Source organism: Peribacillus saganii (assembly GCF_003429095.1).
Classification (GTDB): domain Bacteria; phylum Bacillota; class Bacilli; order Bacillales; family DSM-1321; genus Peribacillus; species Peribacillus saganii.
Genome location: NZ_QVTE01000014.1, coordinates 26,959 through 50,247, shown reverse-complemented (window position 1 = coordinate 50,247; position 23,289 = coordinate 26,959). Strand labels below are relative to the sequence as shown.

The following is a 23,289-nucleotide window of genomic DNA, read 5'->3' as shown; positions in this document are numbered from 1 at the left end:
TTTGTTCAAGTCCCCGAAAATCCTTCTAACAGGAATGCTCCTTTATAAGAAAAGCGCAAGCGCCCTGGTCAGCCCCGACAGAGTTGTGACAGCTTTTGGCACAATACAGCATAAAAAGACAAGCGCTGACAGAGGGCGCTTTTTGCCTTCCGAAATGATTTACTTATGACCATGGTTGCGATGGCACTTGATCGCAACACAGGGCTGTAACGGCACTTGGTCAAATCATTCGAGTACGACTAAGAACGCCATGTCGTGTGGCGACGATCGGCACTGGTATGTCATCTGCGTCGGAGCTCTATTTTTCTACGGATAAAAAGGGGCTGGGCGCTGGAGCTGACAACTATTGTTAAAAAAGTATTACTCGTAAAAAACTGCTTATTTCACCTTAATTAAAATCAGTTATCCACACTTTTCCCGATTTATTAAAAAAGAAATCAGTGAAAGACCCTGACTTATCCTTTAAACAGAAAATGTCAGGGTCTTATTATAAAAATTGAATTATTAGTTCCTATTTTTTCCAGCATCAAAAGCATCCTTCACATTCCCGATGGTTTTTTGGATTGATCCTTTCATTTTCTCTCTTTGCCCTTCTGCCTGCATTCCTTTATTTCCTGATGCATTTCCAAATTGATCCTTCACTTCACCCTTGACTTTACTTACGGTCCCTTTGACTTTATCTGATAAACCACTCATTTTAACTGCCTCCTTTGCTTATAGTGTTAATCTTCTTTTCCCTTCAGCCAATTGCAATAAACACTTCAGCGGCGACCAAGAAGGATTGTTGAATAGTTAGTTTTTGTTAAACAAAAACTAACTATCTAATGAAAAGTATACCTTGCTAGAAGGTGGGGGTTTTTTGAATAAAGTTCTGTTGTTCTTAGTACCATTATCACTCTTTATGTTTCCTTCAGCCTCAGTTCAAGCCATATCCAAAGACTTGAAAACAGCAATTATCATTGATGATTTCGGAGGGGGAAATGGCGGTGTTAAAGAGTTCTTGGAGGGCGACATCCCAATTACAGCTGCTGTCATGCCTTTTACAGAGTATTCCGTGAATCACGCAAAGCTTGCACATCAAAATGGCTTTGAGGTTATCATCCATTTGCCAATGCAGCCGAAAAAAGGAAAAAGATCCTGGCTCGGCCCTAAACCGATCACTTCAGACCTCTCCCCAGCGGAAGTGAAACAACGGGTAATGGAAGCAATTGATAGTGTACCTTATGCAAAAGGGCTGAACAACCATATGGGTTCACTGGTAGTTGAGGATGAAGAAATCGTCAGAGCAATCGTTGAAGTTGCTAAAAAGAAGGATTTATTTATTGTAGATAGCGGCACTAGTCCGAAAACAAAATTTCCTGAAATCGCACAAGAATTAGGAGTACCAATCTTGAAAAGCGATATATTCCTTGATGATATTTCAAATGTGCCTTATGTTTCAAATCAGATGATGAAGCTGGCAAACATTACTGAAAGAAAAGGAAATGCCGTCGCCATAGGACATGTCGGTGTGAAGGGAAAAGCCTGTTATCTGGGAATAGTCAATTCTCTGGATGAATATAAGAAGCGTCATATAGAAATTGTTCCTGTTTCTACCCTATTATCTGATACAAATCCAGACAATTTTTTTGAGATCAATAAAAAATGATATTTAAAATATAAAAGAGACCCTGCCATTTGCGCTGAACAGGGTCTCATCCCTTCTTATAATAGGTCTCTACTCGAGTACATCGACGGACTAAGCGTTGTAAATTGTATAACCGACATAAAATACAATTGTCATTAAGCTGGCGATTGCCAGAGTAACAGATAGCTCTTCCATGTGATATTCCTCCTATGTAAACCTCATTATTCATCTACTGTGAATTTAACATAGAAGGACACATCGTTCTGAGTGTAAAACGCAATATTCTTTGACGGCAATGTGAAAATTGCATGAACAAGTTCAGTGTTAATATCAACATAAAAAAACAGCCAGTTAGCGATTCCAAATAAAAGAAACCGGGAGCTTGATGCGACAACCTATTAAGCTTAATTATCCTTCCTGGCTTTTCGTACAAATAACAAGTAGATAATAGTTGGAACAGGAGCCTGCACCAAGCCAAGAATACCCCAGAGCCAATAGTTGTGGCCGTGCTTTTTGGCATTTGTGAACAGAAAGACGCTTTGTGCCAGTAAGATCAAAGCAACTAAAGGAAGAATCATGAGTTCGTTCTCGGTCATGTTTCCTTCACCTTCTGTTTAATATACTTGAAAAATGTGACCGCAATAAAGCAAGCTGCAGATATCCCTTGAACAGCGGCGAAGACAATTGGATTTTGGTATAAAGCAATTAACATAACTGACAGGATTACGGCCGCAATAAGGCAAAAGAGTTTAATATCCCTTCGCCATTTTCTTTCCGCCAATTCCCGTTGTTCGGCTATTTTCGCTTGAATCATTGATAAATCTGGATTAAACACTTTGCTGTTTTCGTCTAAATGGCCTAAACCGAGTTTTATTTTCACAATAGTACTTTTAAACTCTTTATTTTGTGCTTCTTCGATGTTTACTATCTTCTTCATCAAGCCTCAGCTCCTTCCTTACAGCAATGATTCCATTGTGCACCCTTGATTTTACGGTCCCTTCAGCAATGTCCAGCATTTTGCCGATTTCAGCATATGAATATCCATAATAATGCTTTAAAATGATGGGAATCCGAATCTCTTCCGTTAATTTTCCTAAAGCTTCTATCGTGTCGATCCAGTCCTCATCAGACGTCTGCAGCTGCCATTTCAGTTTACGAATGGACTGCTCTTGTTCCTTGTAGCGATTTTCTCTTTTTTGCTTCCTCGTCATATCGATAAATAAATTTGTGGCAATCGATATCAGCCAGGTAGAGAATTTAGAAGATCCGTTGTAAAACTGTATTTTCTCCAACGCTCTTGCCATCGTTTCCTGTGCGAGGTCCTCCGCCGTTTCATAACTGAATGTGACCTTAATTAAATATTTGACTAACAGCTGGTAGCTGTCCTGAAAAAGCAGGGCAAAGGCGAGGTCATCCCCCCGTTTGGCGCTTTCAATCAGCCTCTTTTCTTCCACATGTGATCCTCCCTATCTCTCTTCCTTTGCTTTTGATCCCGCCAATGCTGTGGGGCGTTTGCTTCTTTTTACACTTAAGACGATCAAGCCATAATTAACGTTCATCTTTTATCTGAAAATCTTTAGAAAAAATAAAACCTGCCATTCATCTGAGCAGACAAGTAAATCAGCCGGTAAGTTCATTACGATCATTGATTCTCCTGTTTTGCTGATGAAGATACCTTGGAAGAACTACTCAATAAAACACACTGATTGCCATCAGACAGCCTCCGAAAGCCACATTTATGAGCGGCAATGAAAGGGAGTGCCAAAGTTATACATAGAAAGACCAAGGTAAGGTCGGATCTGCTGCAGCTGAAATTATACTTCATATTTTTCATAAGCGTAAGCATGCTGTAACGTCAAAAGCCCCAAATCAAATTACCTCTTCAGTCATTCCCCAAAGTGCGAACTAAGTCCTCTTCAAGAATTTTATTTTATCAATATAATAAATTACCTTTCTGTTCAATGTTTCAAATTCTCCCCTCCGGGTAAATAACAACTAACCAAACAATCACACAAATTTACTTAATATATAATACTCGAAGGGAGAAAATCTAAATGTATGAAATCATATCATCAGATGTAAAAGTTCAATCACGTCTTACTATGAAAGGCATTTTATCGGTATATCAAAACATTAAAGGCTTTGAAGGAAATATTTATTTCATGTGCAACCACAAAATTATTGATGCACAGAAACTTTCTAAACTAGTTTCCTTCATGCTAACAATTGAGGAAGACTCCTTAATAAAAATTATTGTTGAAGGAAAAGAGGTACAGCAAAAGCTGGAAGATCTAAAAGAAAACTTCGATGGGCATTTCCAGCCTTCGGGAATTAGACAGCCATATTTCGTAAACCCTACTGATACAGTTCGTATCTAAACATTTGCAGTTCATAAGATTAAGAATAGCTCAAGCGCCCAGACTGAAGGACAGCTAAAATCCCACATCCTCACAAAGTGCCTTTTCCGATGAGGCGGGACTTTAGGCCATCTGTACTTTAAAAAAGTTATACTTTTATCTGGAAAGATGAACCATGTCCGTACCGGACATGGTTTTTTCCGTTTTGGCCTTTTGCTTCCTTTGCAAGAAATAGTTTAAATGGATGAAAAAATCCACTTTAAGAATATATTCTGTTTTAAAGCAAACATTATAGTCATCAGTAAGTATTGGAATTTCTTCGAGCGGGGTGGATGAATTGTTTCTGCAAAAAAATGAGCAAAGACAAGCAATCTTTGCTTTTCTTCTGTTGGCTGTCTATCTTTCTCCGTTGCTTTTATTAGGCGAGAACGCCCATATCCGGGTTCACGACAATTTAGATTCAAATATTGCTTGGTATAAAGTGCTGGCTGAAAGCGGCCAGCTGGCAGGCGGGCTTGAATCAACCGTTCCTCAGATAATCAACGGCCTGCCGCGAAACGCATTCGGTTCTGAATTGACCGGCATTGTTTGGCTATATGCCCTTTTTTCTCCGATGACGGCATATGCCTTAAGCCAGGCACTTACAAGAGTAGTCGCTTTTATAGGAATGTACCTTTTGCTTAGAGACCACTTTATCCCGATACGCGAAATGGCAGCGATCCGAGTCTGGCCGGCATTGGCCTTTGCGCTTACTCCCTTTTGGCCCTCCGGTATGCTGAGCACGCTTGGAATGCCGCTTGCACTGTGGGCTTTTTTACATATCAGAAAAGCTAATCATTCTTGGAGAAATTATTTGGTGCTAACCCTGCTCCCATTTTACTCCAGCATTGTACTTGGCTTTTTCTTTTTTCTTGCGGCAATGGGTATATTCTGGCTGACAGACGTTTTGCGCGGCAAAGGCTGGAATTTCAGATTTTTACTTTCCATTATTTACATGGGAATAGTCTTTCTGATTGTTGAATATCGACTGGTTTATTCACTGCTATTTGCAGCAGAACCTACCAGCAGGGATGAATATTTTCACGCCCGCCTTTCGTTAGAGAGTGCTATCCAGCTAACTTTTAAGAACTTTATTCTAGGCCATACTCATGTAATGACCGTCCATGGACTCTTTATCCTTCTGGCACTCTTTTTTGCCTTATATGCTGTGATAAAAAAACGTCTATGGAGAAGCGAAACAACGTTTGTTTTCTTATTTATTCTTAACTTCCTGCTCTCCGCTTGGTACGCCTTCTGGTTTTATAAGGGCTGGCTTCCGTTAACAGAACGGTTTCATATTTTGGATACCTTTAATTTTGCAAGGTTCCATTTTCTGCGGCCTCTCATAATCTATGCGAGCTTTGCCCTTGCCTTGAAAATTCTCTGGGAACACGCAATCGGCCCCAAGCAGCTGGCTATTTTTTTTGTTGCAGCACAGATTTTTGTCCTGTTTGCTTTTAATGATGAAATTATTTACCGCAACAAACCTACTGTAAAGGAGTTTTATGCTGAGGACCTTTTCAGAGATATTAAGGAACATATCGGGATGCCGCAGAAGGATTATCGGGTCGCAAGTATTGGGATCCATCCTGCTGTCGCGCAATACAATGGTTTTTATACACTTGATACCTATAATAATTTCTATCCGTTAAGCTACAAATATGAATTTCGGAAAATAATTGAACAAGAGTTGGCAAAAAATAAAACCATTCGTACCTACTTCGATGAATGGGGCGGCCGCTGTTACATTTTCACCAGTGAGCTTGGAAAGCATTATATGGTTAAAAAGACTTCCAGGAAAAAACTGAAAAATCTCCAGCTAAACACAGCACCCTTTAAACAGCTTGGAGGATCCTATTTCCTGGCTGCCCTGCCTATTGAAAATGCTGATGAGAACAATATAAAGCTCGAAAAAGTTTTCACATCGAAAACCGCTGCATGGAAAATTTACTTATATAAAGTTTTATAAGCTAAAATTGCCAGACGACTGCACCAGGAGGATACAAAAATGATTGAACCTATACTCACAATAGTAGTTCCCTGCTTTAACGAAGCAGAAACATTGCCAGAAACGATCCGACAGCTCGATCAATTGGTTGCAGAAATGATCAAGGAAAATCTTGTCGCTGTTTCAAGCAAAATTTTATTTGTGGATGATGGCAGCAAGGATAAAACATGGCCTATTATCTATAAGTCGAGCCTACAAAACGATCGGGTAAAAGGCTTGAAGCTGGCGCGGAACAGCGGACACCAAAATGCTCTGCTGGCAGGGCTTTTCACCGCCAAAGAAGGCTCTGATTGCGTGATTTCCATTGACGCAGATCTACAGGATGATATTAATGTGATACCCGTATTTATCCAAAAGTTTGTGGAAGGAAACGAAATTGTTTATGGGGTACGCGACAAGCGCGACACCGATACGCTTTTTAAGAAAACAACTGCCCAGGCCTTTTACAAGCTGATGAAATACATGGGTGTAAATCTCATTTACAATCATGCCGATTTTCGTTTGATGAGTAAGCGTGCCATTCAGGAGCTAGAGCGCTTTGATGAAGTGAACATGTTTTTGCGTGGCATCGTTCCCTTAATTGGCTTTAAGGCTGACACCGTTTATTATGACCGTAAGGAGAGGATGGCGGGTGAAACAAAATATCCATTAAAGAAAATGCTTGCTTTCGCCTTTGACGGGATTACTTCCTTCTCAGTTACCCCAATCAGGTTTGTACTTTTGCTTGGGCTGGCTTCTTTTCTTGTAAGTATGCTTGTAGGGGGCTATTTCCTGGCTCTAAAATTCTCTGGCAATACAACAACGGGCTGGACCTCATTAATCATTTCTATTTGGCTGATAGGCGGACTGCAGCTTATTGCGATAGGTTTAATTGGTGAGTATATCGGCAAAATATACAAGGAATCTAAACGCCGTCCAAAGTTTATTATCGATATTGATTCCTATTCGTTTCCAATGCCGCTTCACCGCAAAAATCTGACTTTTGCTGACGAGGAGCTTTTCGCCATTGATAGCCGAAAAATGCCTGAAACCAACTAATTCATTTGTCCGCTTCTTGCTTGTGGGGATAATTAATACTTGTGTCGGGTTATCTGCTGTATTTCTTTTCTTAAATATATTCGGGTTTAATTACTGGTTATCCACTTTTACCGGCAACAGCATTGGTGCAGCAGTCAGCTTTTTCCTTAACCGTTCTTTTACCTTTCATAGCTCTGTTTCTGTAAAATCAGGAATCCCGAAATTTATTGCTGTTATACTGATTTGCTACTTTGGTGCCTACTCAATAAGTGAAGCTATGGCAAACTATCTGGAAAGGAATATCGAGGCCTTCCAATTGCTATCCAAAACCAACTTAGCTGTACTGATGGGAACCGGCTTTTATACCATCGCAAATTATGCAGGACAGAAAATATTTGTGTTCAGGCAATAAAAATACAGGCGTCCCCTGAGGGGCGCCTATTTTCAGTTTAGGATTCCTGGCTGGGATAAACCTTTATTGCTGTATTATAGCTTACATCTTGATTTATTGTTTTGTTAAAGAAAAGCTTGCTTTTTCATAATATAACGAACTTTTTCCTTCAAATCCTGAATCTGATCCAAACATTAGCCAAAGCTCTCCCTTGCTGTCCGTTTTCGCAATGATCATTTCGGAACTCTTAAGCGTTTTTTTATCAAACATTGCTTGAGATTCTTTTTCCTTGGCTGCATTGCCGATTACCACTGCATTTTTACCCGAGGCTGCTTGCTCTCCCTTGTCAATATTCAGTCTATGGTCGGTATTTCTCACGATTGGCTTTGGTTCGACGGTAGCTGCTCCAGCCTTTATAAAGACACTTTCACCGGGTGCTCCACCTATGCCTGATAATCCCGGATCGGCATTTGTATATAGGGTCAGTTCCACTTGGACCTCATAATTTGTGTTAGGAAGCAATCCTTCTTCCTGGCCGATTTTTTTCTTTGCAAACATAAATAAATCGTCACTGCGATTATGACCTGAAAGCATTAGAGCCTTCGCAAGCTTTTTATCTATTAATGGGATTGGCTTGTGCCCAAACTCTAACTCAAAGGAATTTTTATCATACTTAACAGGAAGATCTGTAAAATCTCCCCTCCAGCCCTGCAAACCCGTAGAAAAATCGTAGCTTAGGGTCAGTTTATCTAATGCTTCAATGGTTTTAAAAGGCATGATGGTTTCTGTTCCCCGCTGGGTGTCTTTAATTTTCAGAAGATATAACGAATTTTTTTCATATGGAAATTTTGGAATTATTTTCATTGACTTGCTTTTTAGCTGAACATGCAGCGCAAAAGGATGTATTTTGTTTTTTGAAACATTTTCAATTGTTACTATAAAATTTTGAGCTGTCTTTTCATTAAAGCCGTTGTTGAATGTAACAGTCCATCCTTTTTTCAAATCTGTAATATTTCTTCCTTCCATAAAAACAAACGGCGATTTAACTTCTTGTAAAAATGGTTTTTGTGACTTTTCATCGAGCAGGCTAAGAGTGCTGTAAGGTACTCCATCCCATCTTCCAGCAATATACGGATACGTAACAACCTCAGCATACATTTGGCCAGGCTGAGGGACTGTTTTGGTAAAATAAACATTGTACTGCTCCCATGTCTGTGCTTGCCTGGTTAGGTCAATGCCATATCCCGCACTTGGCTGAGGTCCGAGGGCAACCACATAAAGATTTCTGTATTGATGGATTCCTGGCGTCTTTTTAACATAATCGATAAATGCCTGTTCATCTGGATGTAATGTGTCGGATTTAACCTCCTGGAAATGCTGCACTGTTTCTCCGCTTAACGGCATAGCTGCTTCCGCAAAACCAGTTGTTACACTGGCTATCAGAAGGAACAAGAACCCTGCTATGATTTTTTTCATTACTCTGCCTCCTTTCGCTTCATCTATTTGACGATTTTTTGCCTGTAAGGTTACAGAATTAGCTGCAAAAAAACGCCTGGATCGAATAATTATTCCAGACGTCTTGCATACGCTATAATGAGAAACTTACTTCCAAAGGAAATTATCACTCTGGGGCGGTTCCCTCACCATCATCTGTTTGCCCTGTATCTCCATCCTGCTCAGGCTGTTCGGGCTCTCCTTCAGGTTCGGCGGGAGGCGGCTCAGGAGTTGGCGGTTCCGTTTTGGTTTTTCCCTTTGGCTCTTGCTGCTCAGGCTTTTGTTCTTTCTTTACTTCTTTCTTTTCTTCTTTCTTTACTGGTTCATCTATCGGTTCCTTCACTGTTTCTTTTTCTTCTGAGTCAGGCTCAGTCGTTCCCCCATCAGGTTCAGCAGTGACCGGAGCTTTTTCATTCGAAACGCTTCCCTCCTCTTCAGCTGGTTTGTTTCCTTCCGGAATTTCTGATTCCTGATCAGGATTTGTTTGCTTTTGGCTATCTTCCTTTTTTAGGCTTCCTTTAAACTTTTGCCAGCCCCTTTCCACTTTCTCTTTTTGATCATTCCAGAATTCTTCTCTTTCACGTTTCTTCTCATCCTTTTCGTGTTCCTTTATTACAGTATCGATATCAGGAACGTCAAACGATACTGGCTTCTGGCCTTCCAGAGCTTTATCCATAATCCTTTGAAACAATATCGCCGCTCCGGTGCTGCTCGTTGAGGTCAGATAGCTTGTTTTATCTGTCTTATCATAACCAGCCCAAACCGCACCTACCAATGTCGGTGTAAACCCAACAAACCATTGGTCCTTCACTCCCTGCTCATAACCCTCGAAGGGAACCTGCGTGGATCCTGTCTTTCCGGCGATTTCCCATCCTTCAACCTGTGCGTTTTTTCCGGTCCCTTGTTCAACAACGCCAAGAAGCATCGTAATCATTTTTTTGGCAACACTCTTTGAGGTTACCTTAGCCTTCTTCTCCTTCCAGGCAGCAACCTCATTCCCAGAAGAATCGACAATTTTAACAATGGCATGCGGATTGATCCTTTCCCCGTTATTTGCAAATGCTGAAAAAGCTCCAGCCATGTGAATAGGGGCAACCCCATCTTCCAACCCTCCCAGTGCAAGACCAAGCTTCCTATCCTTTTCTGTCAGTGGAATTCCGAACCTTTCCGCAGCATCCATCCCTGTTTGAATTCCTATTTCATTTAACAGCCATACAGTGGGAACGTTTAATGATTTCATGAGTGCCTCGTATAGCGGCACCTCGCCCCGGTACTGGTCATTTATGTTTTCAGGTTCATATCCGCCGAAATCCATTTTTTCATCCTTTAGCATGGATCCAGGTCCATAACCTTCCTCAATAGCAGGTGTAAAAACGGCGAGTGGCTTCATCGTCGAACCCGGGGGAGCTTTAAGCTGGGTTGCCCGGTTATAACCAAGCAGCTGATGCTCTCCCCTTCCTCCAACCAACGCCTTAATACCGCCTGTTTTCGGATCAAGCAGGACTGTGCCGCTTTGGACCGTTTTCTCGTCATTAGTACCTTTGGGAAAATTGGAGTCCTCTTTATATACTTCTTCAGTGGCCTGCTGCATCTTCTGGTCAAGAGCAGTGTAGACTTTATATCCTCCTGTAAGCAGTTCATCCAGTTCAATTTTGTATTCCTTTGAAGCCTCTGTTAAAACATGATCGACATAGTAAGGAAACTTCCCCTTGTACGGATCCCCATTTTCTTCTTTGTTCAGCGTGATTTTTTCGATGGCTGCAGCTTCATAGTCCTCTTTCGTTATAAATTGATATGATTTCATTTTGCTCAGGACTGTATTTCTGCGCTGTACGGCCTTGTCATAATGGTTAAAAGGATCAAGATTCGTCGGTGCCTTTATCAATCCTGCTAACATGGCTGCTTCAGAAATAGAAAGGTCGGTTACTTCTTTTCCAAAATAAATCCTTGATGCCTTTTGGATTCCCCAGGACCCATGGCCAAAGTAAATTTGATTTAAGTACATTTCTAAAATCTCATCTTTGGAAAATTCTTTTTCAACTTCCCGGGCCAGAAAGAACTCTTCGAACTTTCTCTTATACGTGCGATCAGTGTCGAGCAAGGCAGTTTTGGTAAGCTGTTGGGTAATGGTACTTCCGCCTTGAACTATTTCACCCGCTTTAAGATTGGTATAAAAAGCTCTCGCAATACCCTTGTAGTCTACTCCGTTATGTTCATAAAAACGGTGATCTTCAATAGCAAGCACAGCATTTTTTACCTCTTTGGGAATTTCCTCGATCGGAACCCCTTCTGTTTTATTGGCTGAAATTTTGCTTGCCAGCTTTCCCTCCGCATCATAAATTTCCGTTGGTCTCTCCAGGCCAGTCTTTAAATTGCTAATGTCTGTTTTTGGTTCAAAAAAGTTCAAAAAAGCTACCGCAAACAATGCAAAGCTTGAAAACAATATAATTCCAGTCTTAAATAATTTCATAGGCTTAATATGATTTGCAAAAAAGCGATACAGCCCGTCCATATGATCCCCCTATTTCGTCTTTCTCTAGCAAAAGCAACCAATAAACCTAGTATGTAAGGCCCAACGTATTTTATATACCCCGTTAAAAACAAATTAACACTTCTATTTATGAGTATATTTTGCAGACGAAAACCTCGGCTGTTTGTGGGATTAAGCTGTAGAGATAATATTCAGGTGCATGGTACATAACACTTCCTATGGATTAAGAAAAAAACCTTTTTACCAACTGCAGCCTAATACTGTATACCCACACGTTTCTTAAGTAATTCGATCTATAAAATTGACTTTATTACAAAAAAACACAGCGGCCAAAGCAATATTTAAAATTGAATGGGGGCTATTTTTTTAGGCATTGAACAAGACATCGTTCTACTTCTTTTCGCGTGCTCCAGGTTTCTGCCTGCTGTGGGCTTCAGAATAGAAAAAACTATTTTTTAACAACAAAAAGAGGCACCCGCTCTATCCAAGAAAGAAGGGTGACTCTAAATTGCCTAGCATAAATGCATATTAGATTTTGAAAAATTTCCGTTTGAAATTAACCTTTGATAACCTTTTGTTCGATAAGTTGGGGTTCCTGCTTGGTTAATTCCTTATATAGACTTTGCATATACATATAGACAATTTGCCGTGTCTTATCATCTGTTTTAATAACTTCTAAATGCTGGAGGCAACGTTTAATAGTCGGGTGCATTCCTGAATCAGCTACATGCATCCAAATCACCCCAATTTCCTTTTATTATTTTATTTTAAAGGAAAATTTTCCAATACGCATTGGACTATTGTCATGAATTAAATAAATTTTTTCAATTTTCTATCTTTTTCCTGAACCTTTCTGCCCTATTTATCTAAATGATTCGACATAAATACCTCTTTATAGAGAAAATCGCGGATTTAAAAAGTTCATTATATTGTCTTATGGATAATTCTCAACAATTTGGGTAAAAACAATATAATTAAAATTAATCTCTAAAATAATATTATTCTTAGGAAAGCACCGCTCGGTTTTGAATTTATTTAGGAAAAATCCTGAAAACGACAAAGGTACTTAGTGTGCGGCACTAGCAAATCCCGTGTGTGGAAGCTATATATTCTAAATTTGCTGTGCGTAAGAGGTAGTGCCAGATAAGGGTAACTTCTGTCCAGCAGGGGAGAAGCTGCTTGAAATATTACTTTAAAGGGGAGATGAGAATATGACTAGGGACCTGAAGCATATTATCGCTGCCTACGATGGTAGTGAAGGCGGTAAGGAAGCTTTGAATTGGGCCTGCAGGCTTGTTAAGTCATTAAATGATACCAGGCTGACAGTTGTCCATGTATTTAATGAGAAAGTGGAAAATGTGCCGATTGGAGAAGCTAGGATTGCTGGTTTTTCAAACGATGCTTTGTACGTCGATCCAAGCCAAATCCAGCCTATAGCCATCGAAAGAAACAATCTTGCTCCCACTGATTCCACCCATAGTATCGTCCGAAACAGCTCGTCAATGGCTGAAACAAAAGCAAGGGAGATTCTATCTTCAAACCATGTGGAGGGCTGCTTCAAGATTCTTGAAGGAAATCCGGTTGAAAGCATTTGCAGCTTCGCTCAACAAACAGGTGCTGATTTAATTATCGTAGGAAATAGCGGAAAAAGCGGCCTTAAGCAGCTATTTCTGGGATCTGTGAGTGCATCTGTGGCAAAAGAAGCGTATTGTCCTGTCCTGATTGCTAAATAAGGATTCATTTCCTTCGTTCCATCTAAAAAGCCTGGCCGAATTGTCAATAATAGACAATCGCCAGGCTTTTTTTTCTCAGTTTGAACCATTAACTCATTTCGTTATCCACAAGCTTAACAAGCAAATGTGCCAGTTTATGCCGCTCTTCTTGGTTACCAACTTTCCACAATTCCTGCAAAAGCTTTTCTTCCCTATTTTTCGGCTCGACATGTTCAGCTAAATAATTACTTATCTTTTCTGCTGTTTTGGTAAGTTGCTCCTCATCTAAGCCGATTTTTTTCCCCAGATCCATACGGACCTTCAAATACGATTTAAACTGGCCGAAACTCTCCAGGATGTCTTCAACACGTTCAGGGGGAATGCGCTTAATCGCATCATCTACCATACCTGTATCCATTTCACCGTTTTTCTTAACTACATGTCCTTGCTCTGACAATGGAATTCCTCCTTTTAAGAAACCTTGTTAATTTATAGATAACCAAAGGTATCAATTCTTAAACATGGAGGAAGAGTTTCTTTAGGCTTGGAATATAAAATATTCTTTTTAGTAATTATTAAGGAGCATTACGGCACAGAGTCTGACAGCAGATTCCAATATTGGAGATTTTCTATATACATATAACAGAGAAATTTCTTTATACAAACGGCATCCCGTTTATGGCGCCTGTTTGTATTTGTCTCTCATTAACGTTTTACAACAGTTTCTGCCCTTCTTTGTGTTTTCTTCTCCTGCTCTGAAACAATCACCGCACAGGCTGCATCACCTGTAATATTGACAGCAGTCCTTGCCATATCAAGCAGTCTGTCAATTCCCAGGATAAGCCCAATTCCTTCTACCGGAAGCTGTACAGATGATAACACCATTGCGAGCATGATCAGGCCAACCCCTGGAACTCCAGCTGTTCCAATACTTGCCAGCACAGCAGTCAGCACGACTGTTGCAATCTCAGGAAATGTCAAGTTCACATCGTAAACCTGGGCAATAAATATCGTTGCCACCCCTTGCATTATCGCTGTTCCATCCATATTGATGGTCGCTCCAAGCGGCTGGACAAAACTGCTGATTGATTCGGGTACCTTAAGATTCTTTTGGGCTGCTTCCATTGAAACTGGAAGGGTCGCATTACTGCTTGATGTAGAGAAAGCGACGCCCATTGCAGGGGCAAATCCCTTGAAAAACCATAGGGGATTTTTGCGTGCCAGTAACATAATTGAACCACCATAGACAATCAGTCCATGCAGAATTAGTGCAAATATAACCACAAACATATATAATCCCATAGCCTTTACAGCATCAATCCCTTGACTTCCAACAGCTGTAACAATGAGTGCGAACGTCCCATATGGCGCCAGCTTCATAACAAGATTCACCAGGTACATCATTAATTCATTTCCCTGGTCTACCAGGTTTAAGATGCCTTTTGTTTTGTCGCCTAGTGCTGTAAGTGCAAAGCCAATTAATACGGCAAATGCGATAACCTGAAGCATATTGCCTTCCGTTAGTGCAGCAAACGGATTACTTGGGATAATATTTAAGAGTGTCTCGCTTACAGGAGGTGCCTTCTCTGCTGTGAATTCTGTGTTAGCAGTGTCGAATTCCCCCTTGTTGCCAGGTTCAAACAGAAAAGCTAAGGCCAGCCCTATTAATATGGCAATCGTTGTTGTGAATAAAAAATAAACGATTGTCTTTAATCCTATTCTGCCAAGCTTCTTAGGGTCGCCTAGCCCTGCCGTTCCTAAAATAATCGAAAAGAGTACAATTGGCACTACCAGCATGGTAATCAAGTTAATGAATATTTTTCCTGCCGGAACAAAAAGATATTGATTTAAAATCTTGAAAAGATCAGGAGATAAAATATTCAATAATAAACCGGTGATAGCTCCGGCAATAAGGCCAATGATAATCTTTGTCGTAAGTCTCATGCATTCCCTCCTCCAGTCCAACTGCCTTATAAGTAGTTATACCCCTCTAACTTGCTTGATTAAACAAGATAGCTGTGAGATCGCTTAGGTATTGAACTAAATGTGTTCATCTGGAATAAATCAGCACTAAAAAACCCGCGTTTTTTGTTAACACGGGATCAAGTTTATACAATTGCACGAAACTATTCTAATAACATAAGAATATTGCTTGGCCATCATAGCATAGCCTTTTAAGCTCATTGCAACAAATATTATTTCTTCCGCGGGACAGATAAGATTGGCGGTGCTTGTTTTCTTTTCCACAGCATATATACAATTCCGCATGCAATTGCCGCCAGGATGAAAAAGGATATAAACGGAGCAGCTTTTTCTTTTATTGTTCCCCAGTTTGAACCAAGAAGTGTTCCTAGATATAAGAAGAAAATTGTCCAGGGTACCATGGCAGCAGCCGTATAAGCAACAAACGTAAACACAGGCATTTTGGCGATTCCAGCTGGTATTGAGATAGCATGCCTTGCCACCGGGATAAATCGTGCACTGAAAATAACACCGGCCCCATATCTGTGGAACCATTCTTCTGCCAAATCAAGATGGCGGGAGTTAATGAATATATACTTCCCATACTTATCCAGAAACGGACGCCCTCCATAATAGCCCGCCCAATAAAGGAACATTTGGGCTAAAGTTCCCCCTATGATTCCTGCCAGCAGGGCTCCTATAAAGCTGACTTTTCCCAGAGAAATTAAGTATCCTCCATATGCGAGAACGATTTCACTTGGAATAACTTCGATCATTAACCCAAGGGCAATTCCAAAATAGCCCAGATCAGATAAAATAACAAAGATTTCGTTTATCAGATCTTTCATACCAAACTCCCTATCCGCCATAGGCTCACTTTTAGCCTAATTGTAATTTGTACAAGTATATTACCTTTTCAATGAGATTATTTCTAATTTTTCCAACCTCTTCTAATGCATGAACAAAAGCGCAAGCGTCTTAGCAAAGGAACGTCGAGTAATTTCTGGAGGGGTTGAAATCTAAGAGCATTTCAACCTCCGTCCTGTTGCAACGCCGGCACTAGCACGTCCTGTGCGTCGAGGCATTATTTTCCTCCGGAAAAAAGCGCGCTGGAGCTAGAGATAACCTCACTATATTTATTATCCACTTCGGGCATTTAGTAATTTCCTCACGCAAAAAAAGGCGCTTTCCGCACCTCTCTTTAGTTACCTTAATCTAATACATTTCAGGTAAGTTTTACATCTTCACCCTTTAAATCGCTCAGCTTTTCAGTTAATGGATTGGCCTGAAACCCAAGCAGGGATGGGTTGGACCGGAATAAATTAGAAAATACCTCGTGTCTGGATTTTGTTTTTTCAATCTTTATTCCTTTGCTTTTAAATTTCATAATTATTTGACTATCCACCATGCTCACCCCAAGAGATTTTATAAAAACGGTTTTGTATACTGACAGCCCGCTCCAATTATGTACGTTACCTACTCCTACTTTTTCCCGATTTTACAGGAAATAAAACATAAAAGCCCAAGGGAATCGTATCAGGGAGCAAGTAACTGACTTCCATTTTTCATGGTGTATTTATACAGCTTCTTTATCATTTTACTATATAGCAGTACAAAATAATAAGTAACTATTTCCCTATAATGGAGAATTCGGAAGAATATGTTTAAAAAACGCTAATATAAGGTTATAAACACCCATATAAATGAAATAATAACCATTTATGGAAAACTGCTGATTTGACGCCTGGTATATCATTTTTTATAATTAAAGTATTTACTTTAACAAAGACCGAGGTGATTGGATGGGGTATTGAAACGAGATTTCATAAAAACGCAGAGGATTATGCCATTGCGGCTGATGATTTTTATCGGATGGAAAGAAAAAAGCGGTTATGGCTGCTGCTCCATCCAAACTAGTCTGTAATTTATTTTAGAAAAGAGATTAAAGGATTTGGAGACTATCTGACTCCTACAATATTAAAAATAAGACGCCTTGGGAGGTGACTCCTTACCCGCAATTTTTTTAGCGGGTTGAGGGAGCTATTTGGACATATTAAACTTGGTTTTAATAGCCATTTTAATTGCTTTGACTGGATTTTTTGTAGCCTCGGAGTTTGCAATCGTGAAAGTTAGGACCACTAGGATTGACCAGCTGATTGAAGAAGGCAGCAGCAACGCTATTGCAGCAAGGAAGGTTGTTGCCAGCCTGGATGAGTATCTGTCAGCCTGCCAACTTGGTATTACAATAACTGCCCTTGGGCTTGGTTGGCTTGGTGAACCTACACTCGAGCGAATAATGCATCCAGTTATGGATGCTTTGAATATTCCGGCTGCTGCTTCACAGATTCTTTCTTTTGGGTTTGCTTTTGCATTGATAACTTTTCTGCACGTAGTAATTGGCGAACTTGCACCAAAAACACTTGCCATCCAAAAAGCAGAAGCAGTTACTTTGCTTATAGCTAGGCCGCTTATTTTCTTTTACAAGCTTATGTTTCCGTTTATCTGGACATTAAACGGATCAGCCAGAATTATCACAAGGATGTTTGGCCTTAAGCCTGTTTCAGAGCATGAATTGGCTCATACTGAAGAAGAATTGAGAATGATCCTTTCTGAAAGCTATAAAAACGGTGAGATAAACCAGTCTGAATTCAAATACGTTAATAAAATATTTGAATTTGATGATAGAATTGCGAAAGAAATTATGGTTCCACGCACTGAAATTGTTTCTCTATCAAAAGACGATACAATTGAGTCATTCATTACACTGATGACCGAGGAAAAATTCACCAGATATCCTGTCATTGATGGAGATAAAGACCATGTAATTGGATTGGTTAACGTGAAGGAACTGTTTACTGATATAATTTCACAAAAAAAGGACACAAAGAAAAAAGTGGAAGATTATCTCCGGCCTATCATCCGTGTCATTGACAGCATTCCAATCCATGACCTTCTCGTCAAAATGCAAAAGGAACGAATCCACATGGCCATTCTTATGGATGAATATGGAGGCACTTCCGGATTGGTTACTGTTGAAGATATTCTTGAGGAGATTGTTGGGGATATCCGTGACGAATTCGACCTCGATGAAATCCCGATGGTCCGAAAGATAAAAGATGACCATTTTATTGTAGACTCGAAAGTTTTATTGAGTGAGATAAACGATATGCTGGGACTGGAAATTGAAGATGAGGTTATCGATACAATTGGCGGCTGGGTCCTTTCTGAAAATTATGATGTGGAGCAGGGTGACACACTGCATCACGGCTTATACTGTTTTAGGATCTCAGAAATGGAAGAACATCATATCCGATATATTGAAATTACGAAGCAGGCAATAGAACCAGCAGCATTGCCAGAACTGTCTTTACAAAAAACAAAGGTGCAGACAGAAATAGTGTCATAGATAGGCACATGCCCCCTGGCCAAAAGGAACATCTGCTAAGGACTGGTACATCTTCACCAAGCACTCTTTTGTATCGTGAGATGCATCGATGCCATAGCATCCTTGTACTCCGTCAGGGAAAAGCCTCTGGGCACCGGGACTAGATATTAGTTCCTATTATAAAAATTTTATACTCCTTTCACTAATAAATTTAGGTCAGCCTTTGAGAAGAGGCTGACCTTTGTATTTCAAAAAAGTATATTGAACGGCTATAGGTCATATCTGGCTACGATGAACGAGGTGCCCATAAAATAACAGAAACACCAATTAGGCAAATTGCTGCTCCAACCCAATCATAGAGATCCGGTGCTTTTTTATCAGCTGCCCAGCCCCACAAGAGTGAAATAATGATAAAGACACCCCCATATGCTGCATATACCCTCCCAAATGATGGGAAGCTTTGAAAAGTGGGTATAATTCCATAAATGAGTAATATTAGGGATCCTGCTACTCCATACCAAGCTGAGAGGCCATCTCTGAGCCATTTCCAGACAAGGAAACCTCCACCAACTTCAGCGATTCCTGCCAGTAAAAACAATATTGCTGCTTGTATGATTTTCTTCACCCCCTAGACGTAACGAACAAAAATTCTGAAAATTATTATAATATTGTAACAGAATATTTTTTTCAACTGCTGAATGTTTCCACTGCATCTTAACCATACTATATATGACTTGTAAAATAGTATTCACTTCAGGAGGGACATCAATGAAATTAATAGAGATTTGTAACCATTGTAAAGGCAAAGGAAAGGTTCCTTATCTTCAGTTCTTTTCTCGGTCATGCCAGCATTGTGACGGAGCTGGACGAACAACGAAGCACATCAGCCAGTTCCAAAAGGAAAATCGTGTCCAATAAGAAAGAGGATCAACTTGAAAAACCTTGCAAATGCGACCTATCTCAGCACACTTGCAAGGTTTTTCTCATGGCCATCATATGCTGGAGGACTATTCTAACGATTTTGTCCGGATTACACCAGCCCGTTTTAGCGTTTCATAAACAATGACAAGGGCCGGACCAAGGAATAAGCCAATAAAACCCATCACTTTAAAACCAAGATAAAGGCTAATTAAAGCAGCTAATGGGCTGACCCCCATGTTTGCGGAAAATATCTTCGGCTCCAAAATTCTCCTGACTATTGTAATAACGGCGAAAAGGACTATTAAACCTATTCCGAGGCTTTGGTTACCCTGCATCACCGAGATGACTGCCCAAGGAACCAATACAGAGCCTGTTCCAAGGATTGGGAGGATATCCACGATAACAATTAAGATGGACAGGAGTAAAGTATAAGGAACATCCAAAATCCATAATCCCAGATAAGCCATAGTAAATGTAATTAAGCTTAGAAATACCTGTGCCTTAAGAAAGCCCACAGCAGCCTGACCGAGATCATTAACCACGAGTGAAAATTTATGGTATATTGATTTACTTAAATATGTACTTAGCTTTTGCTTTATTTTCGGCATTTCCAAGCTAAATAGGAAGAGTGAAACCATATAGATAATGAATTCAATCAAAAAACCAGGTACAAGCGTAGCCAGCTGTACAGTAGCTTCAATCAGGTTCTGAAAGAACATCTCCAGGGATTTCAAGCCTCTCTCCAATGCATCCTCGACTGAAGTTATCACTTCATTTGGCAAAGTTTTAGAATACGATTCCCACTTTCGTATGAATGGCAGCAAAGCGGAATAATACAGGTCCCGCATCAGTCCAGGAGACTTTTCAGATAAATTAATAACCTGCTTGATTAAAACTGAAACCAATATATAAACAATGCCCGATAACGCTCCTATATACAATAAAAATGAAAGCAGCACGGACCAAAGTCTATTCATTTTAAAGCTTCTTCCGAAAAAGCCCACTACCCGTTCAAGAAGCAGCGCAGTCACGAATGCAAAAACCAGCGTCCAAGAATATGGCAGCAGTACAAGAATCAATAATATTGTAATCGTAATCCAAAACCAGCGAAGCGTCATATCTCAATTCCCTTCCTGTACTCACCAAGCTCCCCTGTGAAAAAGGCATTTAGTTAAATTTTATAAATTAAACTAATTTAATTCAAAAAAACTGTAAAAGTTCACCTGGCTCCATTTATAAATAATTATAACAGGTTACACCGCTTCTTTACTACTAAAGGCATCCTCATTTCATCAAGTCCCTGCTCAAGTTAACTCTCTTCTTTTTCGTCTAGTTCCGGATGGAATATCTCTTCGATTTCCTGCTGATTTCCGTATAGGAAAATTTGGTCTCCCGCCTTTATTTCTTCCTGGGAAGCTTTCTTTCTGATATTTATTTCTCCCCTTTTTAAATACAGTACGAGAATATCTTGTTCGAAAGTAATTATATCCTCAATTTTTAGTCCAATGTGCGGGGAATTTTCCTTAATTACAACATCGGTTACCAGGTCATTTTCATCCAAATATAAAATTTCCTTAATCGGATGCTCGTGTAGTGCATAGTTATTTTCCATCTCTTTTTCAAGTATATTTTCAAACCTCTTTTTAACGTTTGCCGTTCTTAATACTAATAAAACGATCATTAAAATCGCGGAAATAATCGACAGCTCTAAAATTCGTAAATCACTTGCCAGCAGATTGCTAATGGACGAAATGATAACAGCTAATGAGAAGGCACCAAATAGAATAAGAAAGGTTCCAATATTCCGTCGGATCGGGTGATCAATAATCACTTTAGATTCATCGGTGGTAAAGCCGGTTCCCGTCAGCATCGATATTACTTGAAACCTGGATACCTTCGTGTCAATGCCTGTTAACACAAATAGCCGGACTGAAATTTCAATAACAAGGGCGATAATCAGGAAATATAAGAGGATAAATAAAAAATCCATTCTTTTCAATTCCTCCTTTCCATAAAATTTTACCCATCATGGTTTTTGTAAAAACACAGGTATTTGACTGCAATTTATATCCGAGCAATCAACCTGCCATCTATAATTATTCCTGCATTGCTAATTGTTTTATCCCAAACACCCGGCTTTATTTCTGTAATAACTTTTGGGGATTAAGTGCTGTCAAGGTTTCAAATGGTGTTAGTGGGGAAAAGTCTTTAAAAAGAATGGGAGGGAATTTTATGAAAAACTCCGAAAAGGAAAAAATTCTCGAAGAACGGAATGATAAATCAAAAGCGTTCAAGGAGAATTGGGAAGAGCAGCTTGAAAGAGACCAAGTCGTAATGCCAATCGACGACCTGCCATTGGAGGATATTAGAGAAGAGTATAAAGAAGAAAAGGATGGGGAAAAAGTAAAAGACCAATCCTCAAGCGATAAAAAGGTAAATCGTTAATTCATAAAGGGTGCAAAATGCACCCTTTTTTTATGGAGAGAAAGCTTTAAAAATCACTGCAAAGGAAGTTAAAGGACGTTTTTCTTACTGCTTTCCTTGTTCAAAAACGGTAGTCATCTGTTCCCTGACTGGATTCTTTATATACTATAGCTTTTCATGCAGCGGCAGCCAAAGGCAATCGGCTTCAATAATTAATTTTGGTAAGACTCAACATTTTAGGAATAATATAAAAGAGTTTTTCCCATGTTACTTTAATAGACTTTGGCAATTCTGTTTCTCTAGACCTACAGCAGCTTGGTTTGTTACTATATCAAAAGATTGTGTTTAAAGAGGTGTTTCTTAAGTGGAGAACAGAGAATCAATCGCTAAAAAAGTAGCTTGGATAAGTGTAATCAGCAACATTATCTTAACAATTGGAAAAATGGTCATTGGCACAGCCGGCAACAGTGATGCTGTTTTTGCAGATGGTATCCACTCTGCCGCAGACGTGTTTGCATCAGTTATAGTCCTGCTGGTCATTAAACTTGCCAATAAACCTGCCGATGAAGATCATCCATATGGTCATGGCAAAGCCGAGGTAATTGTTTCAGGGGTAGTCGGGATCCTTTTGTTTTTAGTAGCCTTTTATATCATTTACGAAGCAATCATGGGCTTTTTTCACCATGTCGAAGCACCGAGTATTTTAGCTATGTGGGTAGCAGTGATTTCATATGCATCTAAGGAATATCTCTATCGGTATTCATTAAGGATTGCTACTGCGCATAATAGCAAAGCAATTGAAGCCATCGCGCTGGATCATAAGGCAGATATAGTTGCCTCTATAGCCGCGGCGGCAGGGGTACTCCTTTCTATATTAGGTGATAAGTTTGACATTGCCTTTCTCCTATACGGTGATAAAATAGCGAGTTTGTTTGTGGCGTATTTAATTTTCAAAATTGCAAAGGAGATGCTAACCGAGGCATTTCATATTCTGCTTGAAAGAAGTATCGACAACGAAGTATTAAATGATTATATAGCGGTAATTTCGGAATTCCCTGAAGTAAAAAGAATAGATAAAATCAGGGCCCGGGAACATGGCCACTATATCCTGGTAGATTTAAGAATATCAATTGACCATGATAAAACAATTAAACAGGGCCATGATCTATCGAGGGAGATAAAAAAGACATTAATTAAGAAATACGACAATATTCAGGAAGTCCTGATCCATTTAAATCCGTATTTTAAAGAAGTCTAAAAATCTAACAGTTAAATCTTCTATAAAAACCTTGTTTCTTCAAATGTAGCGACAAGGTTTGTTTATGTCTCTAGCCGGCAAGCAGTAAGTAATTCTGTTTTTGGGATGAAAACATATCTTTACCTGTTGTTCTTCTAGGTACACCATCTCGACAGCTCGATAATTTTATATCTCCTAAAGCCATAAAAAAAGACTCCCTTAAA

At 39.7% G+C, this 23,289-nt stretch carries 25 protein-coding genes; 11 read left to right on the top strand and 14 right to left on the bottom strand.

From position 1 onward, the window contains the following. Nucleotides 1–504: 504 nt before the first annotated feature. The gene (locus D0469_RS05860; RefSeq protein ID WP_117325709.1) at nt 505–696 is read right to left on the bottom strand and encodes a CsbD family protein; all 192 of its coding nucleotides are present in this window, start codon (nt 694–696) and stop codon (nt 505–507) included. 163 nt (nt 697–859) lie between these two features. On the opposite strand from D0469_RS05860, the gene D0469_RS05855 reads away from it, so the two are divergent. Next, complete coding sequence (locus D0469_RS05855; RefSeq protein ID WP_233522953.1) at nt 860–1,648, top strand: divergent polysaccharide deacetylase family protein; 789 nt, start codon at nt 860–862, stop codon at nt 1,646–1,648. A 383-nt stretch (nt 1,649–2,031) separates the two neighbouring features. Here the strand turns inward: D0469_RS05855 and D0469_RS05850 are convergent, their stop codons facing one another. Genes D0469_RS05850 through sigY form a run of 3 tightly spaced genes read right to left on the bottom strand, consistent with a single transcriptional unit; the run spans nt 2,032 to nt 3,081 of the window. After that, a complete protein-coding gene (locus D0469_RS05850) occupies nt 2,032–2,223 on the bottom strand; it encodes a sigma-Y antisigma factor component (protein WP_117325708.1) in 192 nt (63 codons plus the stop codon). Next, nucleotides 2,220–2,564 carry a YxlC family protein gene (locus D0469_RS05845; protein WP_117325707.1) on the bottom strand — a complete coding sequence of 115 codons (345 nt, stop codon included), beginning with the start codon at nt 2,562–2,564 and terminating at the stop codon, nt 2,220–2,222. Before D0469_RS05845 ends, D0469_RS05850 begins: the two co-directional genes overlap by 4 nt. Then, nucleotides 2,527–3,081: an RNA polymerase sigma factor SigY gene (gene sigY / locus D0469_RS05840; RefSeq protein WP_117325706.1), complete on the bottom strand. Its 555-nt coding sequence runs from the start codon at nt 3,079–3,081 to the stop codon at nt 2,527–2,529. Before sigY ends, D0469_RS05845 begins: the two co-directional genes overlap by 38 nt. Nucleotides 3,082–3,681: 600 nt before the next feature. Between sigY and D0469_RS05835 the strand changes: the two genes are divergently transcribed. From D0469_RS05835 to D0469_RS05820, 4 genes are all read left to right on the top strand, one after another. Further along, a complete protein-coding gene (locus D0469_RS05835) occupies nt 3,682–4,005 on the top strand; it encodes an HPr family phosphocarrier protein (RefSeq protein WP_117325705.1) in 324 nt (107 codons plus the stop codon). A 307-nt stretch (nt 4,006–4,312) separates the two neighbouring features. Beyond that, nucleotides 4,313–5,992, top strand: coding sequence for a DUF6044 family protein (locus D0469_RS05830; RefSeq protein WP_117325704.1), 1,680 nt, complete (start codon nt 4,313–4,315; stop codon nt 5,990–5,992). A 39-nt stretch (nt 5,993–6,031) separates the two neighbouring features. Then, on the top strand, nt 6,032–7,069 hold the full coding sequence (locus D0469_RS05825) for a glycosyltransferase family 2 protein (RefSeq protein ID WP_117325703.1): 1,038 nt from the start codon (nt 6,032–6,034) through the stop codon (nt 7,067–7,069). Continuing rightward, a complete protein-coding gene (locus D0469_RS05820) occupies nt 7,038–7,460 on the top strand; it encodes a GtrA family protein (RefSeq protein ID WP_233522952.1) in 423 nt (140 codons plus the stop codon). The genes D0469_RS05825 and D0469_RS05820 overlap by 32 nt, the downstream gene beginning before the upstream one ends. Nucleotides 7,461–7,553: 93 nt before the next feature. On the opposite strand, the gene D0469_RS05815 is transcribed toward D0469_RS05820, so the two are convergent. The 3 genes from D0469_RS05815 to D0469_RS20985 form a co-directional block, all read right to left on the bottom strand. Beyond that, a complete protein-coding gene (locus D0469_RS05815; RefSeq protein ID WP_117325702.1) occupies nt 7,554–8,915 on the bottom strand; it encodes a protease complex subunit PrcB family protein in 1,362 nt (453 codons plus the stop codon). A gap of 145 nt (nt 8,916–9,060) precedes the next feature. Next, nucleotides 9,061–11,445 carry a transglycosylase domain-containing protein gene (locus tag D0469_RS05810; protein ID WP_117325701.1) on the bottom strand — a complete coding sequence of 795 codons (2,385 nt, stop codon included), beginning with the start codon at nt 11,443–11,445 and terminating at the stop codon, nt 9,061–9,063. A 535-nt stretch (nt 11,446–11,980) separates the two neighbouring features. After that, nucleotides 11,981–12,157, bottom strand: a complete 177-nt coding sequence (locus D0469_RS20985; RefSeq protein ID WP_158553362.1) for a hypothetical protein — start codon at nt 12,155–12,157, stop codon at nt 11,981–11,983. A 478-nt stretch (nt 12,158–12,635) separates the two neighbouring features. On the opposite strand from D0469_RS20985, the gene D0469_RS05805 reads away from it, so the two are divergent. Beyond that, nucleotides 12,636–13,157: a universal stress protein gene (locus D0469_RS05805; RefSeq protein ID WP_117325700.1), complete on the top strand. Its 522-nt coding sequence runs from the start codon at nt 12,636–12,638 to the stop codon at nt 13,155–13,157. Nucleotides 13,158–13,245: 88 nt separating this feature from the next. Here D0469_RS05805 and D0469_RS05800 read toward each other — a convergent pair whose 3' ends face one another. The 4 genes from D0469_RS05800 to D0469_RS22080 all read right to left on the bottom strand — a co-directional run bounded on the left by D0469_RS05800 (nt 13,246) and on the right by D0469_RS22080 (nt 16,485). Continuing rightward, nucleotides 13,246–13,593 (bottom strand): DUF3243 domain-containing protein, encoded by a 348-nt coding sequence (locus tag D0469_RS05800; RefSeq protein WP_117325699.1) that lies wholly within the window; start codon nt 13,591–13,593, stop codon nt 13,246–13,248. A gap of 248 nt (nt 13,594–13,841) precedes the next feature. After that, a complete protein-coding gene (locus tag D0469_RS05795) occupies nt 13,842–15,080 on the bottom strand; it encodes a dicarboxylate/amino acid:cation symporter (protein ID WP_117325698.1) in 1,239 nt (412 codons plus the stop codon). A 251-nt stretch (nt 15,081–15,331) separates the two neighbouring features. Then, entirely contained in the window at nt 15,332–15,946 is a 615-nt protein-coding gene (locus D0469_RS05790) for a DedA family protein (protein ID WP_117325697.1), read from the bottom strand. Between the two features lie 377 nt (nt 15,947–16,323). Then, nucleotides 16,324–16,485 (bottom strand): hypothetical protein, encoded by a 162-nt coding sequence (locus tag D0469_RS22080; protein WP_407675728.1) that lies wholly within the window; start codon nt 16,483–16,485, stop codon nt 16,324–16,326. A gap of 350 nt (nt 16,486–16,835) precedes the next feature. Here D0469_RS22080 and D0469_RS05780 point away from each other — a divergent pair, with 350 nt between their 5' ends. Further along, nucleotides 16,836–17,015, top strand: coding sequence for a hypothetical protein (locus D0469_RS05780; RefSeq protein ID WP_117325695.1), 180 nt, complete (start codon nt 16,836–16,838; stop codon nt 17,013–17,015). Nucleotides 17,016–17,142: 127 nt separating this feature from the next. Next, nucleotides 17,143–18,504, top strand: coding sequence for a hemolysin family protein (locus D0469_RS05775; RefSeq protein ID WP_117325694.1), 1,362 nt, complete (start codon nt 17,143–17,145; stop codon nt 18,502–18,504). Between the two features lie 265 nt (nt 18,505–18,769). Here the strand turns inward: D0469_RS05775 and D0469_RS05770 are convergent, their stop codons facing one another. Next, nucleotides 18,770–19,099, bottom strand: a complete 330-nt coding sequence (locus D0469_RS05770; protein WP_117325710.1) for a YnfA family protein — start codon at nt 19,097–19,099, stop codon at nt 18,770–18,772. A gap of 152 nt (nt 19,100–19,251) precedes the next feature. On the opposite strand from D0469_RS05770, the gene D0469_RS20980 reads away from it, so the two are divergent. Next, nucleotides 19,252–19,401: a hypothetical protein gene (locus D0469_RS20980; RefSeq protein ID WP_158553361.1), complete on the top strand. Its 150-nt coding sequence runs from the start codon at nt 19,252–19,254 to the stop codon at nt 19,399–19,401. A gap of 89 nt (nt 19,402–19,490) precedes the next feature. Here the strand turns inward: D0469_RS20980 and ytvI are convergent, their stop codons facing one another. Both ytvI and D0469_RS05760 read right to left on the bottom strand, forming a co-directional pair. Further along, a complete protein-coding gene (gene ytvI, locus D0469_RS05765; RefSeq protein WP_117325693.1) occupies nt 19,491–20,522 on the bottom strand; it encodes a sporulation integral membrane protein YtvI in 1,032 nt (343 codons plus the stop codon). A 191-nt stretch (nt 20,523–20,713) separates the two neighbouring features. Continuing rightward, a complete protein-coding gene (locus D0469_RS05760; RefSeq protein ID WP_117325692.1) occupies nt 20,714–21,394 on the bottom strand; it encodes a TrkA C-terminal domain-containing protein in 681 nt (226 codons plus the stop codon). A gap of 242 nt (nt 21,395–21,636) precedes the next feature. Between D0469_RS05760 and D0469_RS05755 the strand changes: the two genes are divergently transcribed. Further along, nucleotides 21,637–21,849: a hypothetical protein gene (locus tag D0469_RS05755; RefSeq protein WP_117325691.1), complete on the top strand. Its 213-nt coding sequence runs from the start codon at nt 21,637–21,639 to the stop codon at nt 21,847–21,849. Nucleotides 21,850–22,192: 343 nt separating this feature from the next. Next, a complete protein-coding gene (locus D0469_RS05750; RefSeq protein ID WP_117325690.1) occupies nt 22,193–23,086 on the top strand; it encodes a cation diffusion facilitator family transporter in 894 nt (297 codons plus the stop codon). Nucleotides 23,087–23,289 lie beyond the last annotated feature (203 nt).

Excerpts from the sequence above, each read along its gene's own strand:
- D0469_RS05860 (WP_117325709.1), bottom strand. The coding sequence starts at position 696 with ATGAGTGGTTTATCAGATAAAGTCAAAGGGACCGTAAGTAAAGTCAAG.
- D0469_RS05850 (WP_117325708.1), bottom strand. The coding sequence starts at position 2,223 with ATGACCGAGAACGAACTCATGATTCTTCCTTTAGTTGCTTTGATCTTA.
- D0469_RS05845 (WP_117325707.1), bottom strand. The coding sequence starts at position 2,564 with ATGAAGAAGATAGTAAACATCGAAGAAGCACAAAATAAAGAGTTTAAA.
- D0469_RS05835 (WP_117325705.1), top strand. The coding sequence starts at position 3,682 with ATGTATGAAATCATATCATCAGATGTAAAAGTTCAATCACGTCTTACT.
- D0469_RS05825 (WP_117325703.1), top strand. The coding sequence starts at position 6,032 with ATGATTGAACCTATACTCACAATAGTAGTTCCCTGCTTTAACGAAGCA.
- D0469_RS05815 (WP_117325702.1), bottom strand. The coding sequence starts at position 8,915 with ATGAAAAAAATCATAGCAGGGTTCTTGTTCCTTCTGATAGCCAGTGTA.
- D0469_RS05810 (WP_117325701.1), bottom strand. The coding sequence starts at position 11,445 with ATGGACGGGCTGTATCGCTTTTTTGCAAATCATATTAAGCCTATGAAA.
- D0469_RS20985 (WP_158553362.1), bottom strand. The coding sequence starts at position 12,157 with ATGCATGTAGCTGATTCAGGAATGCACCCGACTATTAAACGTTGCCTC.
- D0469_RS05805 (WP_117325700.1), top strand. The coding sequence starts at position 12,636 with ATGACTAGGGACCTGAAGCATATTATCGCTGCCTACGATGGTAGTGAA.
- D0469_RS05795 (WP_117325698.1), bottom strand. The coding sequence starts at position 15,080 with ATGAGACTTACGACAAAGATTATCATTGGCCTTATTGCCGGAGCTATC.
- D0469_RS05790 (WP_117325697.1), bottom strand. The coding sequence starts at position 15,946 with ATGAAAGATCTGATAAACGAAATCTTTGTTATTTTATCTGATCTGGGC.
- D0469_RS22080 (WP_407675728.1), bottom strand. The coding sequence starts at position 16,485 with ATGAAATTTAAAAGCAAAGGAATAAAGATTGAAAAAACAAAATCCAGA.
- D0469_RS20980 (WP_158553361.1), top strand. The coding sequence starts at position 19,252 with ATGAAATTAATAGAGATTTGTAACCATTGTAAAGGCAAAGGAAAGGTT.
- ytvI (WP_117325693.1), bottom strand. The coding sequence starts at position 20,522 with ATGACGCTTCGCTGGTTTTGGATTACGATTACAATATTATTGATTCTT.
- D0469_RS05760 (WP_117325692.1), bottom strand. The coding sequence starts at position 21,394 with ATGGATTTTTTATTTATCCTCTTATATTTCCTGATTATCGCCCTTGTT.
- D0469_RS05755 (WP_117325691.1), top strand. The coding sequence starts at position 21,637 with ATGAAAAACTCCGAAAAGGAAAAAATTCTCGAAGAACGGAATGATAAA.